This is a genomic window from Paenibacillus sp. WLX2291 (assembly GCF_046603665.1).
GTDB lineage: Bacteria > Bacillota > Bacilli > Paenibacillales > Paenibacillaceae > Saccharibacillus.
In genome coordinates, this window is the sequence record NZ_CP176755.1 from 224,704 (window position 1) to 239,907 (window position 15,204).

The window sequence follows — 15,204 nt, forward strand, 5'->3', positions numbered from 1 at the left end:
TCGCCGCCAACATCATGGCTGCGGATGTGCCCTGCGGCGATGTTGCATTTTAGGAAGAAACGCGGTGGTAGAGGTGAGAGAGATGAAGGAACATGTAACGGAAACGAAGTCTATTGAGCATACAGAAACAGGTGTTTTGAACTCGGCAACTTCTCATGCAGTGGAAGACAACAACGATAGGTCTGATTCAATAGTAGCTGATTCGGTAGAGTCTAGTGTATCAGCAGGAGGTAGTGCGGCAGATCCTGCTGTAACTTCCGCTGTGTCAGCAGGCATCGACAGTCTACTGTGCTTGGATCTGCTACCTCGACTACGGAAGGATGTGCAGGTACGTTATGAAGGCAGTATCGACAAGCAGGGCTTCAATGCCGATTGGGATTGGTGGCTGTATAAGGAAGGCAAGGAGTGGGTGATCTTCGATGTAGATGGACCGGGGTGCGTGTACAATCTGGTGCAGCATCGATACCCGGACAGCGAAGAGCCGACGTTTTTCTTTTATTTTGACGGGGAAGAGGAGCCGCGCTTTCAGATTCGGCATGCGGAGTTTGGACAGAAGGCTCCGTTTCTAGCACCGCTGGCGGATCAATATATGGGACCAGACGATAACGGAAGGGGACCGATTCGGGTAGTACGCAGTTTTGTGCCGATGCCGTTTGCAAGGTCCTGTCGGATTACGACGGATATTCGTTTGAAGGGTGCTGCCAAAGGCGACGGCGGCTGGGGACATGTAATATACCATACGTATGCAAGTGCACAGGGGATTTCGACCTTTACGGGACAAGAAGATTACAATGAGCTGTTACAGCAGTGGGAGCATGTGGGCGACGATCCGAAGCCACAAGTTGAGGGGCAAACGGTGACGCTGGAACAGCTACATCTTCCGGCTGGACAGGCAGTAACCGTGTTGAAGCAGTATGAGCCGGGCAGTATTGTATCTATGACGGCGCGCTGGCATCAAGATTCCACGGTAGAGATTCCGCGCTCATTGCTTCATGATATCTGGATCGTGGCGCATTGGGACGAGCATGAGCAGCCGGATGTGGCATGTCCATTGGGGGCTTTTTTCGGTAATGAATTAGGGTATAACCGGATTGGGATTCTCTCGCATGGACAGCGCGAGGATGGACAGTGGTATCAGTATTTGCCGATGCCATATTGGAATAGAGCGCATATCCAGCTGGACAATCGCGGGAGTGAGGACGTGGACTTTGCGCAGTGGGAGATTGTGTATACAGCGGCCAATGAACAGCTGTATCCGCAGCATGATACCGGGTACTTCCGTACGTCTGCCTATTATCCATTACAAGCTCGTCAGGGGCAGGATAGTATCATCGGGCGCATCACCGGGCGTGGACATCTGGTGGCAGGGCAGGTGACGGCATTTGCACGTACACCGGGTATTATTAGCTGTGAAGGGGATGTGCGAGTCTATATCGACGGTAATGCGACACCGCAGGTGGAGAGCGACGGTTCGGAGAGCTGGGTGAATTATGGCTGGGGCTTTCCGACGCCGCCAGAGATGAATCCGGCTACCGCTTATGATGGATTACCGGACAATCCGTGGTCGATGGTGCGGCTATGCAGCGGCGATTGTTATCCGTTTCGGCAAGAATTGATATTTGGCATCGAATCGGGGGAGTATAACAATCAGTATTTGCGGCATTCGGGCATTTTGCTGTATTACGGGCAGGATGAGAATGGGATGGTGCTGACCGATGAATTGGATATCGGTAACAAAGCATCTGAGGGCATTCACGATTATCGTACGGAAGGCAGTCGCGGATATTGTACGCTGGAATCCAGCTACGAGGGCGCTGCCGACGATCTACGTATCGCGGATACAGGGCACGAAACAGAAGGCTGGAGTCAATTCGTCATGTCGATATCGCCAGACAATGACGGTGTACGTCTGCGCCGACGCTCTGACCAGATGATTGGGAGACAGCGGGCGCTTGTGTATGTAGACGGTCAGCAGGTGCAGGAACGTAGCTGGTACGTCGCCGACCGTAATCCGTATAAACGCTGGCTGGACGACGAATTTGAGATTCCGGTTCGTTATACGGCGGGCAAGGAGCAATTGACCATTCGGCTGGAATATGTGCAGGAGGGCGAGACGCGAACATGGAATGAATATTATTACTGGATGTATAGCTTGTTATGAGTCGCCCATGTCAGCGGAAATATAGGAATATACACGATAGTAAGCGCTTGAAAAATAATCTTAAAAAATGCTTGCGCCCTTCTTGCATACATGGTATGATCTTTCTTGTGGTTGCGAAATCAATCACCTAATCATTTGCGGTCGTGGCGGAATTGGCAGACGCGCACGGTTCAGGTCCGTGTGGGCTTACCCCCGTGGAGGTTCGAGTCCTCTCGACCGCATTATAGTGTTACTAGCGAAACTCTTCTCTTGCAGAAGAGTTTTTCTTTTTGTCCAGACAGGATAGGAGCTGTTCGTTGGTACATAAGGATATTACAGCAATTCGGCAATACAGCGCAATCGGTGAAAGGGTGGTAGAGAGATGGATTTGGGACATGTACTGGAATTGTTCAAACTCGGTGAAAAGCTGAAAATGGAGCTGCGGCATAGCTGGTTGTCCGATGGACGCCGGGAAAGTGTAGCGGAGCATACGTGGATGCTGACGCTGCTGGCGATGGCGGTCGAGCCGCATTTACCACAGCCTGTTCAGATGGAGCGGCTGCTCAAAATGCTGATCATCCACGATCTCGTCGAAGCCCGTGCCAGCGATGTCCCTGCCTTTGAGACGATGGACAATCCAGAGCGCAAAGCCATCAAACAAGCGAATGAGATTGCAGCGATTGCATATATCCGCGATCTGGTTGGCGGCGAGAATGGTCGTCAATTTTATGAGCTATGGTTTGAATTTGAACAGAAAGCGACCTATGAAGCACAGGTTGCCAATGCGCTGGACAAGCTGGAAGCGCAATTGCAGCACAATGAAGCGGCGCTGGATACGTGGTTGCCTGTCGAGCAGGGGATGACCTTTATGCTGGGACGACATACTGACTTTGATCCGGTATTGTCTCATCTCAAGGACCTGATCCAGCAGGAAGGTGACCGCAAGATGCAGGCAGGTGGAATCGACACGTCTGTGTTCAAAGATCGTCATCCTGAAGCTTGATAAGGATCATCGCAGGCATGACTGGAAGAAATAATTTCAGAACATTCCATTTTACTCTTCATAAATGCTGATAATCGTCTTAATATAGAGAACGACAATAACAAATAGAGCCTGATTGCGACAGGTTGAATAGATCATCGCAGCATCTGCAAACCCGTCGGATAAACGTGAACGAGAGCAACAACCAATTTTAACAAAAAAAGAAGTGAATCCATGATGGAAGAAGCTATACGCTGGAAGTGGGGTCACCGGATACTGGACAAATATTTCTCCGGGACTACGATGCATTACAGACAGATTATCGCGCTGTTCATTCCGATTCTGATTGATCAGGCGTTTATTATGGGACTCAATCTGATCAATACAGCGATGATCAGCTCCGCCGGAGTATCGGCGGTCAGTGCGGTCAATATGATCGATTCGCTGAATATTTTCCTGTTTAGTATTTTTATCGCGGTCGCTACGGGCGGCACGGTTGTCGTTGCCCAGTACAAGGGCAATGGCAATGTGAAAAAGGTGTCCGAGGCGAGTGCAAGCGCCGTGTCGGTCGTGACGTTGCTTGGTGTCGTGGTCGGTATCTTCGGCATTGCACTGCATGTGCCGCTGCTGAATCTGCTATTCGGCTCGGCAGAAGCGGACGTAATGAGCCATGCGCGCACGTATCTGATCGGTAGCTGTATTTCGTTTGCCGGGATTGCGATTGTGGAAGCGATCTGCGGAGCGCTGCGTGGAGTTGGCAGTACGCGTGCATCGCTCATGCTGTCGCTCATTATGAATGTGCTGTACGTGCTGCTCAATTTCCTGTTTATTCACGGATTGGGACTGGGCGTACTCGGCATGACGATTGCGCTTAATATCGCCCGGTATGGCGGTGCGGTCTGCGCGCTGTATTATCTGTTCAAAATGGACGTCAACCTCAAGGTACGTATGCGCGAGCTGTTTAAAGTAAAATGGGAGATGTTCCGCAAAATCCTGTTTATCGGCTTCCCGTTTGCGACGGAGCAGATGTTCTTCAACGGCGGTAAAATTCTGACTCAGATCTTTATCGTTGGCATGGGTACGTATGCGATTGCGGTCAATGCCATCTGTTCGGCGCTTGCCGGAGCGATGCAGATTCCCGCCAATGCGTTGTCGCTGACCGTAATCACAGTCGTCGGTATTTGTATCGGGAGCGGCAATGTGCAGGAGGCGCGCAAGTTTACGAAGTCCTTTCTGGTGCTGTCGTCGATGTCATTTATCGTGATGGGGCTTATTATTTTACCGTTATTCCATCCGTTAATCTCCTTGTTTGATCCACCGGCAGAGATCGTGGACGAGATCTTTATCGTGCTGCTGGTCAATACGCTGGTGCAAATTCCATTATGGTCGATTTCGTTTATTACGCCATCTGCACTGCGGGCGGCGGGCGATGCCAAGTTTACCTCCATGATCTCGATGTTATCCATGTGGCTGTTCCGCGTTGTGATGGGTTACATTCTTGGTGTGGTGATGGGCTGGGGCGTACTTGGCGTTTGGCTGGCGATGGATCTGGAATGGGGCGTACGGGGAGCGATCTTCCTCAAGCGCTTCTACGGGAACAAGTGGTTACAACATCGAATTATTTAGCAAGTATATTGCAATACACAGCAGGCGAAACGGCGTAGAGGATGCCGCTTCGCCTGTATGTACATAAATGGAGGTTACAGATATGGAATTGTTACCCGGTGAGTATGTCATTAAAAAGAATATTATGGCGAATCTGTTCAAAGGGATCGAAGCGGTCGGTGGCTTCATGCAGATTACGAATCAGCGCATCGTATTCAAGGCGCATGCACTGAATGTGCAGACGGGTCCGGTCGATATTTGGATCGAGGATATTGTACAGATGGGCAAGCGCAATACGCTGGGGCTAGTGCCAAACGGTATGCGTATTATTGTGGCGAATGGAACGGAGTACCGATTCGTCGTCTGGAAGCGCGGCGAGCTGATGGCGCTCATCGACGAGATCAAGCGCGACAGCATGACACGTTGATACGATCTATTCCTCCGGCGAGGTCTGACGTTGTCGCTTCATAAAATGATGCTGGCTCCAGATGCCGATCGCAGCGATAAATGGTAAAATCACGGCTGCCAGTACCATCGCTTCCCGCAGCGGAGCCTTCATCCAGACCGGCATAATGATCACAAACAAAATAATCATCAGCACATCCCAGATCAGCTGCTTCTTGACGTAGATCTGTATCGCTTGCTGCATTCGCACGACCTCCAGTGAGCATAGTATGTAGGTAGAGCACTATTGAATATGGGAAATGCTGTAAATCTATTATACGTTGCTGAGGTTGAAATGAAAACGGTTTAGTGATAAATATAAAAAGACCGGAAATTCCCATCTTGCGGAAGATACCGGTCTTTTTGCTGTATATTTTCTATAAAAATGTACAGGCGGCTTGGAAATCACGGAATGATCAATCGCTTGATCTACCGTTTCCTCAATAGAAGCTAACGATTAGCCATCAGCTGACCAGCACCAGAATGAGTGCGATCAACGCTGGCAATCCCTGCATAAGCAGGATAGAGCGTTTCACACTCAACCCGCCATACAGCGCCGCCACAATGACACAGAGTAGGAAGAAGATCGCCAGTTGGTGGGCAAATCCATCATTCGGATGCAGTAGCGACCAGATCAGACCTGCGGCGAGAAAGCCGTTGTACAGCCCTTGATTCGCTGCCATCGACGAGGTGGATTGTGCCAGCTCTGGCGTTGTACCGAACGTCTTCATCACACGCGGCGTAGTCCACAAAAACATCTCCATTACCAAAATATACAAATGCTCAATCGCTACCAGAGCGACCATAATGCTTGCCAGAACAGAAAGCATCCGATTCACTGCCTTTCCTCATCAAAATAGAAACCATTTCCCAAAGATTATTCAAAAAACATATGTAAATTCCACAGATGCCGTTACAATCATAATAACAGAAATTGTTCATCATCCACTATGCATGACCACTCCGTCATCTCAGCCAGCAATACGAACAACAGATTCCAATGACAAATTGCTTGATCATCTTATTAGGGGAAGGTGTCACATGTCGAAGCACAGCACGGGAATACAACGAAGAATTACATGGATCACAGGAACCATCTTGGCGGCAATCGTACTGCTAACTGCCTGGATGCTGCAATCCAGAGCATCGGAACAGGCATACGCAGCGCCGACTGCTCATTACGTCGCTCCTACTGGCAAAGATACCAATAGCGGCACGTTGCAATCACCATGGCGCACGCTGCAATACGCCGCCGACCATGCCGAAGCAGGCAGCACGATCTATATTCGCTCCGGTACGTACCGCGAACGACTAAACATTACCCGCTCCGGTTCGGAGAGCGCGGGCGTTATTACATTTACAAACTATAACAAGGAACAACCGATTCTGGATGGCACCGGTCTGAGCGTAGACGGCATCCAAGGGCTGATTGAGCTGAACAATGCCAGCTATATTACCATTAACGGTTTGTCAGTACGCAACTATACGACAACCAGCCGCGATAATGTACCGGTGGGTATGTATGTGCACGGTGCCGGGAAGAAGATCAGCTTGCTTAACAACAAGGTCTATAACATCCGTAATACTGCTACACCGGCAGGCAGTGATTTGTCGGGACGGGATGCGCATGGTATCGCCGTGTACGGCACGGCAGCTCCAGCTTCCATTCAGCAGTTAACCATCAGCGGCAATGAACTGTACAATCTGGTACTTGGCTCCAGCGAAGCGATGGTTATTAACGGCAATGTAGAGCAATTTGAGGTTACGAACAATGTTGTGCATGATAGCGACAATATCGGCATCGACGTGATCGGCTACGAAGGTACATCGCCCAATGACCAGTACGATGCTGCACGCAATGGCACCATCGCTGGCAATACCGTATACAACATCTCTGCCAACCAGAACCCATCGTATGGCAAAAAGCTACCGAACAATTGCAACTGCGCAGGCGGCATCTATGTGGATGGTGGCAAAAGTATTGTCATCGAACGCAATACCAGCTATGCGAACGATATCGGCATCGAGCTGGCATCTGAGCACAAGGGCAAAGTGACGAAGGATATTACCGTGCGCAGCAATGTCGTTTACCAGAATCGCTATACCGGCATCGCCTTTGGCGGATATGACGAAGAGCGTGGTACGACAACTGGCTCGGTTATTATTAACAATACGCTGTTCGGCAATGATAGATTGTCTAGTGAGAGCGGCGATGGAGCTGGGCAATTGCTGATTCAGTACGGCACCTCTGGCAATACTGTGCTCAACAACATTATGGTATCGTCCGCATCTGGCGTACTGATTCGCAACGATTATCCATCCAGCAACAACAAAGTCGATTACAATCTGTACACGCTGAATGCTAACGCTGACACCGCCTATTGGATCTGGCAGGGCGATACGTACGAAGGGCTACCAGCATATCAAAAGGCAAGTAAGCAGGATGCCCACTCTCGTCAAGCAGCACCGCAATTTATCAATGCAAGCACAGCCGATTTTCACCTGCAAGCTACGTCACCCGCACGGAATAGCGGCATGTGGAATGATATTCTCAAAGGCACTTCGGATCGCGACGGCAAAGCATGGGTACCATCATCCACCGTTACAATTGGCGCATACCAATAACGTTTCGGATGATCCAAACGCTACTGCAAGCATGAGTCTGTGCTAATCCGCATATGATCTACACCTTTGCTCCGTCTATGATCTCCATATAAAGTGGTATAATGGACAGCGACATACAGGAACACATCATCAATCGATGAACACAATCGGCAAAGCAAACATCAATCAAGGAGGCAATCACAGTGGCAATGAATCCGGCAGAAACGGCAGTAGGTTTTATCGGTATTGGTGTGATGGGCAAAAGCATGGCGCGTCATCTCAAGGAAGCGGGCTATCCGCTGCATGTGTATACACGTACCGCAGCTTCGGCGCAGGAATTGGTAGATGAGGGCGCAATCTGGCATGAATCACCGGGCAAGCTGGCATCGGCAAGTAACGTGATTATCACGATGGTCGGCTATCCGCAGGACGTAGAGGACATTTATCTCGGTCAAGACGGTATTCTGAACAATGCCGCCTCTGGCTCGTATGTGATCGATATGACTACATCCAGTCCGCAGCTGGCACAGCGGATCGCCGAGCTGGCAAAGGACAAGGGCATTCATGCGTTTGACGCTCCGGTATCCGGCGGCGATGTGGGCGCGCGCGAAGCCCGTCTGTCGATTATGGTAGGCGGCGAGCAGGCAGCATTTGCAGAGATTCAGCCATTGCTGGAAAAGATGGGCACCAACATCGTGCTGCAAGGCGGTCCCGGCGCTGGTCAACATACGAAAATGTGTAACCAGATCGCCATCGCCTCGAATATGCTTGGTGTATGCGAAGCGCTGGCGTATGCCAAATTCGCTGGTCTGGATGCGGAAACGGTGCTGAAAAGTATCGCCACTGGCGCAGCAGGCAGCTGGTCGCTCAGTAACCTCGGTCCACGTATGATCAAGGGCGATTTTGAGCCAGGCTTTTATGTGAAGCATTTTATTAAAGATATGGGCATCGCTCTGAACTCGGCAAAAGAGATGGGATTGGATACGCCGGGACTCGCATTGGCAGAGTCGGTCTATCAACAGCTGTCCCAGCAAGGATATGACGAGAAAGGCACACAGGTGCTATACCGATATTTCACGGCACAATTTCAATAAGCACAGAGAAGATATCGTTGGAAACGTAAAATCTCTATATCGCAAACGCTCAACACAATCGCAAACGCTCAACACAAAGCCGCTGTTCCTCCCAAAGGACAGCGGCTTTTATCGTTGTTATAACTGTACTCATACTAGTTTGTCGCTATCATGAGTCTGTTTACACTCAATCGTTCACACATCATACTACGAATTTCCGTTCAAAATCTCATCCACCAGCTCACTCATGCCCTGCCATGAATCCTTCATGACAAATTCGGATTGGATCGGCTGGTTCCACGGGCGCGGAATGCCAATCGTCTGTTTGCCAGCGTCACGCGCGGCGAGCAGATTATGCGGACCATCGTCGATCAGCAGATCGAATTCTAGCAAGTATTTGCGTTTGGCGACAAAGAAATTATCGTACGTAATAAACGGCAAATGCTGCTGCAACCAGCGCCACTTTTCAGGTACAGATGATGGGCGCGCAGCGGTAACGATAATCAGATCGTGCTTGGCATGGATTTTCTCCACTTCGCCAATCGTATATTCATCAAAAATCTCCAATTCCTCATACAAGCCCGGTCGTCCGAAAAAGATCTCCTCCGAGCATTCATGATGCCAGATGCGGCTCATATCAAAATTCACAATCTGCTCCATACTGAGTAGCAGATCGGGATACAGCGCATTATGATAATGAATCGCCCGCGGCAGTAGATGGCACAGCGTATCATCCATATCGATGGCGACAATTTTCCTATCCAATGGAACGTCCTCCTTTATACCGTGAACAAGCGGTCTGCCATCTTCAACGTGACAGACAATATCCAAATTGTAGCGGAGCCTTTGGGAAATAGCAAAACGAATGAGGAAAGGCAAACAAAAAGCAGGCTCGCTCAGAGCCTGCCAGTATATACGTGAATGATTGCTCTACTCAGTCGGTTCTTTTTACACCTGTCCATTGTTCGCCGGACAGATATTTTTCTGTGAGGATCGACAGCAGTTGAATACCAACTTCGTTATGTCCGCCTTCAGGAATGATCAGGTCGGCATACTTTTTGGAAGGCTCGATGAATGCTTCGTGCATCGGCTTCACCGTCGTCAGATATTGCTGGTGAATCGACTGGATGCTACGTCCGCGTTCTTCGATATCGCGCAATACACGGCGCAGGATGCGAACATCCGGGTCGGTATCGACGAATACTTTGATATCCAGCTGTTCGCGCAGTTTCTCGTCGGACAATACATGCAGCCCTTCTATAATAACGATATTGTTCGGCTGCAATTCCAATGTCTGGTCAGTAAAGCGTGCATGCATCGTAAAATTATACACCGGCGCATGTGCGACCTGACCTTGCTTCAGCTCGCCGAGATGTTGGATCAGCAGCTCATTGTCAAAGGCAAACGGGTGATCATAGTTGATCAGCGCGCGTTCTTCCAGATTCAGATGCGTATGATCCTTGTAATAATTGTCCTGCGAAATAAACGTGACTTCCTTGCCTGCACTCAAGCGTTCAATGACCGAGCGTGCGACTGTTGTTTTGCCTGAACCGGTGCCACCGGCAATACCAATAATGAGCATGGCGTTAACATAAACCTCCCTGGGATAAAAACACAATATAGTGCGGCGCGTAGATTATATCATTCGGTTATGGATATTTCCGTGATCCGGTGATCGTTCAGAAGCCTGCCAGCTGTCGAAAATGGACATGATACTGGCGAAACCGGATTTTACACACTACTAATATTTTAGAATAGCACAGCTGGCGCGATTTTTCACCTGATTTCAAAAGGTTTGCACTGGAAATATTACATTTTGTCAAATGACATTCACAACGATTGCTTTAGTATAGAAGATATGGAAATCGGCGGGACCTTGCGTTTCGGCATCCCAAATCTGGAGAGCGGAGTGATACAGATGAAGCAACAGCAACAATGGTTGGTCAATGTGCAGCGATTGGAGCAGACGATTGAGCGATTTGCAGATTACGGACGTACCGAGCAGAACGGGGTCACCCGGCTGGCGCTGAGCGAGCAGGATCTTGCAGTGCGTCAGTATTTTCGGGAGTGTTGTGAGGAGCTGGGGATGCAGGTTGTTGTGGACGATATGGGCTGCATGTACGCTACACTGGCAGGTACAGAGCAAGCACCGCCGATTGTGATCGGGTCGCATATGGACACTGTCAAAAAAGGCGGGCGCTTTGATGGTATACTCGGCGTGCTGGCGGGGCTTGAGATCGTGCGCACAATGAAGGATTACGGCATTCAGCCGCGCATTCCTATTACGATTATGAATTTTACCAATGAAGAAGGTGCGCGCTTTGAGCCGTCGATGATGGCTTCTGGTGTGTTGGCAGGACGCTTTGATAAGGCAATCATGCTAAGCAAAACCGATCCCGACGGGATTACATTCGGCGAAGCGCTGGAACAGAGCGGGTATGCCGGCGATGTCGCCCACCGGATCAAAGAAGCGACTGCCTATCTGGAGCTACATATTGAGCAAGGACCGGTACTGGAGCGAGAACAGCTGAGCATCGGGCTGGTGGATTGCGTGGTTGGCATGGTTTGTTATGAGATTGAAGTGATTGGCGAATCGGATCATGCGGGAACAACTCCGATGGATATGCGGCGAGATGCCTTTTTTGCTATGAACGATCTGGTGACGATATTGCGAGGGCAGCTAGAGCCGCTGGATTCGGAATTGGTATATACGATGGGGCGCGCCAATGTGTATCCGAATATCCACACCGTCATTCCGAACCGGGTCGTCTTCACGCTGGAAGCACGGCATAAGGACGAGCAGATTGTGCGGAAGGTCGAGGAGATGATTCATGCGCTACCGAAGCAACAGGGCGGCTGCGAGGTGAAGGCAATGCGGCTGTGGAATCGCGATACCGTCTGGTTTGACGAGCAGGTATGTGCTGCGCTGCAACAGGCAGTGCAGACGCTCGGATATTCACACAAAACGATGGCAAGCGGCGCGGGACACGATGCGCAGTTTGTAGCTGATTTCCTGCCGTCGGCAATGGTATTCGTACCGAGTGTGAACGGTAAGAGTCATTGTGAAGAGGAATTTACATCGTATGAAGAATGCGCACAGGGCGTGAATGTGCTGCTAGAAGCGATCATGATGTTGCAGAACGATGCCAAGCTCTAATTCACAGTAGCTCGTTGAAGGTCGCTTATTTTGGACGCACCACTACCACTATCCACCATATCATACAAAAGAGGTATAACCGCAGCTATAGGAGCCGGGTTATACCTCTTTTAAAATAATACAATGCCCATGATCGCTGAGCCGAGGATGACCAGTAAAGGATGTGCTTTGTATTTGATAATCGCCAGAAATACACCCGCGCCGATGAGTAGTGTTAGCCATGTTTTCCATTGCAGCAGTGCATCCCAGCCGCTACCTAGTCCAAAATGGATCGCCGCGTAGACGATCAGCCCGGTTACAATCGGACGTAATCCGTAAAAGGATGACTTCACCATGCGGCTGCTGCCCAATCGGTAAAATAGCCCTGTCAGTGTAATGACCAGCACTAGCGATGGCAAGACGATCCCGGTCGTTGCGGCAAATGCACCAGCAATCCCGGCGACATCATAGCCGATGAGTGTGGCGCTGTTCGTTGCAATCGAACCGGGCGCCATGCCCGCAATGGATACCGTCTGGCGAAACGTATCCGCACTCATCCAGCCGAACTGCTCCGCATCATGCTGAATCAGTGGAATGACCGCATAACCGCCGCCAAAGGAAACAAATCCAATTTTCAAAAAAGATAAAAATAGCTGCCATACCAGCATGGGTACACCTTCTTAAATATAATATTCAATATACGCCTGTGACGATGCATTCGCATGACGTTGCTTTTCCGTACGTGTTTGTAAACCAAGCGCTTGTTTTACGCGAATCACGACCCAGCCGATGACCAGCCCAGCAAGGATCAGGAACACTGGATTCAGACCAGTCAGCAGTAGAATCATTAGCGATCCGGCAGCTACGACAATCGTCGTCCAGTCAAACAGTGAATTCCTGCCCATCCGGTACGCAGCGACAGCAATCAGCCCGATGACTGCACCACGGATACCTTGGAATGCCGCCTGTACCTTCGGCTCATTCTGGAAGAACGAGTAAAACAGACTTAATCCGAATACGATCAAAAAGGTCGGCAGCGTAATGCCCAGCGTCGCCGCAATCGCCCCACCAATACCTGCCATCCGGTAACCGACAAAAGCAGACGCATTCACACCCACACCACCGGGTGCCGAACCAGCAACTGATAGCAGATCATTCATCTCCTGCTGTTCCATCCAACGTCGCCGCTCCACCACCTCGCGTTCAATCATCGGAATCATCGCATACCCACCGCCAAACGTCGCTGGTCCAATCTTGAAAAAGACTACAAACAGCTCAACCAGCACGCTCAAACGCTCCGACACCCGCGTCTGCCAGGAACTAGCAATTTTCATCATCATCCGCCCTTTCTATATACATCTAGTATATCATCTTTTTTTCAAAATGAAATTAACTTATTGGTGAACAAGCACAAGGAGATGGATTCATCAAGTGAACGAACAGTTATATCCTGCCCAATATCGTGTCTCACGTTCCAATACGTAGCATTGTGCTGCAAATGAGTGTTTTTATTTGAAATATACGTACACCTGCTGTCTCATACTGCCTCGTAGCGGTACACCGTCATTCCTTTTCACGAAAATCAAACAGAAGGATCGTAAGTTTTTTTGTTTCTGGTAAAAAGTCGTCAAATTTGACAAGCGCTTGTGGCGGCACGTATCATAGAACCCAAAATCCAGCGAGATCTATATACAGAAAATGATGAAACCGCAGATCGTCAGTGCTGCTGCCATATAGTAACCAACCATCTGCTCTCGTCATCACAAGGAGGAAGCAACCATGCTGTCATTTTTCAAAAAAGGTAAGATTGAACAGATTGAGGCACTATCACCGATTACAGGTCAAGCCGTTGACCTATCGAATGTTCCTGATCCCGCATTTGCTGAGAAGTTGATGGGACAAGGTATCGCCATTGAACCAAAAGAGGGCAAAGTACATGCCCCATTCGATGGCAAAATCGCACAGCTATTCAAAACCCGCCATGCCCTGCTAGTAGAACATAGCTCTGGCGTACAGGTGCTCATCCACGTCGGCGTCGATACCGTTTCGCTCAAAGGCGAAGGCTTTACCGCTCACGTAGCAACCGGTGACAAAGTAAAACAGGGACAATTGCTGCTGGAATTTGATATTGCACATATTCAGGCGGCAGGCTATCCGGTCATCACACCGATCATCGTACCGGATGGACAAGAAGCGGTGAAAAGTGTTGAAGAATACACCGGTAGCGTAACTGCGGGGCAAGATAAAGTCGTACAGGTGAATCTGTAACTTTTATTCATCAGACCACCTTATGTCTTGTTCGCTCTGCTTGTTACTGCATAATATTCGTCTCACCTATATTGATGTGAATACAAAATCCTGCTCTTGCCGTTTAGGCTGGCAGGATTTTGTATGTATATATACAAGAGAGCATATTGCCGAATCGGTATTCTTAATCTATACCAAGAAAAAGGGGGCAAGCATCGTGGAACCTATGCCGCATTATGATTCATTGTCTGGTGCGTCCGTGAGTACTCCTACGCAGCGCATTACGCTCGGATTGGGCTGCTTCTGGGGACCGGAAGCATGGTTGGGCGCGCTGGAAGGCGTGGTGCATACTTGTACCGGATATGCTGGTGGAACGACGCCACACCCGGTCTATCGACAGATGGGGGATCATTCAGAAACGATTCAGCTGGACTATCGTCCAGACGTATTGCCGCTCGAAACACTGCTTCAACTGTTCTGGGAACGACATCGTCCCGAAGGGATTAACACCTATAAGGACAGCCGCCAATATCGTTCGATCATTCTGTACGACCAGCCGTTTCAACTGGATATCATCCAGCGTCTGCAAAATGAACAGCAAGCTCGTCAATCTACCGAAGTTCAGTTATGCACTGCCTTTTATCCAGCAGAGGAGCGGCACCAGAAATACTATTTGCAGCGTCGACCGGATGTACTGGCAGCGCTGGAATCTCTATTTACCAACCGGGAGCAGGCGCTACAATCGCTACTCGCGGCACGATTGAATGGATGGAGCCGGGAAGCGTTAACGGCAGCGGACATCATCGCGGAGCTGGATCACTGGCAGGAACCGCTGGATGAACAGCAGCGGGAACAATACCGAGCATTGCTGTTATCGCTTACGTGATCTTCATGCTGCGATATCTCTGGATATATAGTGGTAACGTTTACCATTATTCCTGTATAATAAGCACAACTACAGGCACGGCATGTC

General features: G+C 49.7%; 15 protein-coding genes and 1 tRNA gene. 10 read left to right on the forward strand and 6 right to left on the reverse strand.

Annotation, left to right across the window (positions count from 1 at the left end):
- Window positions 1-64 precede the first annotated feature (64 nt).
- From ACDE64_RS00950 to ACDE64_RS00970, 5 genes are all read left to right on the forward strand, one after another.
- Complete coding sequence (locus tag ACDE64_RS00950; RefSeq protein ID WP_411348689.1) at window positions 65-2,161, forward strand: DUF2961 domain-containing protein; 2,097 nt, start codon at window positions 65-67, stop codon at window positions 2,159-2,161.
- Between the two features lie 137 nt (window positions 2,162-2,298).
- Window positions 2,299-2,382, forward strand: a tRNA-Leu gene (locus tag ACDE64_RS00955).
- 140 nt (window positions 2,383-2,522) lie between these two features.
- Entirely contained in the window at window positions 2,523-3,143 is a 621-nt protein-coding gene (locus tag ACDE64_RS00960) for an HD domain-containing protein (RefSeq protein ID WP_411344691.1), read from the forward strand.
- Between the two features lie 213 nt (window positions 3,144-3,356).
- Complete coding sequence (locus tag ACDE64_RS00965) at window positions 3,357-4,748, forward strand: MATE family efflux transporter (RefSeq protein ID WP_411348690.1); 1,392 nt, start codon at window positions 3,357-3,359, stop codon at window positions 4,746-4,748.
- An 82-nt stretch (window positions 4,749-4,830) separates the two neighbouring features.
- Complete coding sequence (locus tag ACDE64_RS00970) at window positions 4,831-5,154, forward strand: GRAM domain-containing protein (protein WP_411348691.1); 324 nt, start codon at window positions 4,831-4,833, stop codon at window positions 5,152-5,154.
- 6 nt (window positions 5,155-5,160) lie between these two features.
- Here the strand turns inward: ACDE64_RS00970 and ACDE64_RS00975 are convergent, their stop codons facing one another.
- Window positions 5,161-5,376, reverse strand: coding sequence for a hypothetical protein (locus tag ACDE64_RS00975; RefSeq protein WP_411348692.1), 216 nt, complete (start codon window positions 5,374-5,376; stop codon window positions 5,161-5,163).
- A gap of 259 nt (window positions 5,377-5,635) precedes the next feature.
- Entirely contained in the window at window positions 5,636-6,001 is a 366-nt protein-coding gene (locus ACDE64_RS00980; RefSeq protein ID WP_411350200.1) for a DUF1304 domain-containing protein, read from the reverse strand.
- 211 nt (window positions 6,002-6,212) lie between these two features.
- Between ACDE64_RS00980 and ACDE64_RS00985 the strand changes: the two genes are divergently transcribed.
- Window positions 6,213-7,796, forward strand: coding sequence for a DUF5123 domain-containing protein (locus ACDE64_RS00985; RefSeq protein WP_411348693.1), 1,584 nt, complete (start codon window positions 6,213-6,215; stop codon window positions 7,794-7,796).
- Between the two features lie 188 nt (window positions 7,797-7,984).
- Complete coding sequence (locus ACDE64_RS00990; RefSeq protein ID WP_411346657.1) at window positions 7,985-8,869, forward strand: NAD(P)-dependent oxidoreductase; 885 nt, start codon at window positions 7,985-7,987, stop codon at window positions 8,867-8,869.
- Between the two features lie 186 nt (window positions 8,870-9,055).
- Here ACDE64_RS00990 and ACDE64_RS00995 read toward each other — a convergent pair whose 3' ends face one another.
- Together ACDE64_RS00995 and udk are read right to left on the reverse strand one after the other, a co-directional pair.
- Complete coding sequence (locus tag ACDE64_RS00995) at window positions 9,056-9,613, reverse strand: 5' nucleotidase, NT5C type (RefSeq protein ID WP_411348694.1); 558 nt, start codon at window positions 9,611-9,613, stop codon at window positions 9,056-9,058.
- Window positions 9,614-9,782: 169 nt separating this feature from the next.
- Entirely contained in the window at window positions 9,783-10,430 is a 648-nt protein-coding gene (gene udk, locus ACDE64_RS01000; RefSeq protein ID WP_411344697.1) for a uridine kinase, read from the reverse strand.
- A gap of 336 nt (window positions 10,431-10,766) precedes the next feature.
- Between udk and ACDE64_RS01005 the strand changes: the two genes are divergently transcribed.
- Entirely contained in the window at window positions 10,767-12,005 is a 1,239-nt protein-coding gene (locus tag ACDE64_RS01005; protein ID WP_411348695.1) for a Zn-dependent hydrolase, read from the forward strand.
- A gap of 110 nt (window positions 12,006-12,115) precedes the next feature.
- On the opposite strand, the gene ACDE64_RS01010 is transcribed toward ACDE64_RS01005, so the two are convergent.
- Both ACDE64_RS01010 and ACDE64_RS01015 read right to left on the reverse strand, forming a co-directional pair.
- Window positions 12,116-12,652: a chromate transporter gene (locus ACDE64_RS01010; RefSeq protein ID WP_411348697.1), complete on the reverse strand. Its 537-nt coding sequence runs from the start codon at window positions 12,650-12,652 to the stop codon at window positions 12,116-12,118.
- 12 nt (window positions 12,653-12,664) lie between these two features.
- Window positions 12,665-13,324 carry a chromate transporter gene (locus tag ACDE64_RS01015; RefSeq protein ID WP_411348698.1) on the reverse strand — a complete coding sequence of 220 codons (660 nt, stop codon included), beginning with the start codon at window positions 13,322-13,324 and terminating at the stop codon, window positions 12,665-12,667.
- Between the two features lie 439 nt (window positions 13,325-13,763).
- Between ACDE64_RS01015 and ACDE64_RS01020 the strand changes: the two genes are divergently transcribed.
- Both ACDE64_RS01020 and ACDE64_RS01025 read left to right on the forward strand, forming a co-directional pair.
- Window positions 13,764-14,252 carry a PTS glucose transporter subunit IIA gene (locus ACDE64_RS01020; protein ID WP_411348699.1) on the forward strand — a complete coding sequence of 163 codons (489 nt, stop codon included), beginning with the start codon at window positions 13,764-13,766 and terminating at the stop codon, window positions 14,250-14,252.
- A gap of 205 nt (window positions 14,253-14,457) precedes the next feature.
- A complete protein-coding gene (locus ACDE64_RS01025) occupies window positions 14,458-15,117 on the forward strand; it encodes a peptide-methionine (S)-S-oxide reductase MsrA (RefSeq protein ID WP_411350201.1) in 660 nt (219 codons plus the stop codon).
- Window positions 15,118-15,204: the final 87 nt, after the last annotated feature.